This is a genomic window from Roseateles sp., from assembly GCF_049240545.1.
In the GTDB taxonomy this organism is placed as follows: Bacteria; Pseudomonadota; Gammaproteobacteria; order Burkholderiales; family Burkholderiaceae_C; genus Paucibacter_A.
In genome coordinates, this window is the sequence record NZ_JBMLSK010000310.1 from 1 (window position 1) to 1158 (window position 1158).

Annotated in this window: 1 protein-coding gene; it reads right to left on the minus strand. The window is 67.4% G+C overall.

The window, feature by feature from the left end; all coding sequences use genetic code 11:
- Window positions 1–67: 67 nt before the first annotated feature.
- The coding region (locus ACOVRJ_RS19490) for an IS5 family transposase (protein ID WP_422045487.1) at window positions 68–1158 on the minus strand (1091 nt) is incomplete at its 5' end.

The window sequence follows — 1158 nt, forward strand, 5'->3', positions numbered from 1 at the left end:
GTCGGACTTGCAAAATCCATTTCCACCCGAACAGGCGGTGTTGAAGTGGCGGGGGATTGGGCGGTGATCAAGTTGCCGAGCCCTGAGGCGATCCGAGCGTCGGCCGAGTCAGGGCGGCGGCATACACGGCCAGGCCAGTCAGGGCCAACAAAAGGGCCGCCAGCCCCATCTTGGCGATGGCCCGTAGCAGCCAGCGGATGTTGAAGCCCGCCGCGCAGAGCACCGCGTGCAACGCGTCGCCCTCGGCGCCCTTGAGCCAGCAGCGGTCCATGCGGTGATCAGCCTTGGCGTGGCCGATCAGCGGCTCGATGGCCTGGCGCCGCTTCAGCCACGTCTTGTGTTTGGGCGTGAGCGACTTGAACTTGCCACGGTGGATCACTTCCAGCGGCGCCAGATCCTTGTCCACGCCCCGGTAACCCAGGTCCACGATCGCCGTGTGCGGCTTGACCCCGATGTCCTGCAGCAGGGTGTTGGTCTGCTCGATCTGCGCGGCCAGTGTGTGTCCGTCATACGGGTTGCCAGGGAAGCTGCGCGCCCCGACCATCAGGCCTTGCTGGTGCGTGACGGCAAGGCTGACCTTCACGCCGAACTCATAGGGGTTGCGCGCCTTGCCCTTGCTGATGCACTCGGTCTCCGGGGCGTGCAGCGCGTACAGCTTGTTCTTGTCCTTCGGTCCTTGCTGCTGGATGCGCTCGGCCCGCTGCACCCAGGCGTCGAGCCGCACGCGGGCTTCGTCGGCCAGGCCGCCCATCTTGCGGCGCACCTCTCGCAGCAGCCGGCCCAGGATCGTGCGCTGGCGTTTGAGCACGCCGCGCAGCCGCTTGAACTGCTTGGCGTGGGCGTAGCCGCCGGCCTTGCGGCGCAGCGCCTTGCCCTCGCGCTCGTGGGTCTGCTTGAGTTGGATGCCGGCGCGCTTGGCCAGCCTGGCAATCTTGTCGCGAGCGACTTCCAGCAGTCGGCTGTCGGTGGGGTGCGCGATGGCCTTGCTCTGCACCGTGGTGTCGACGATCACGCGCTCGAACTCGGTCTTCTTCACCGCGCCCATGTCCACCGCCGCCTCGATCGTGGTCTTGAGCAACTGCTCAACGCCGGCCTCGCCCAGCCCGCGCCGGAAACGGCTGATCTGCGCTGGGTCGCAGGGCAGGCGCGGCTCGAAGT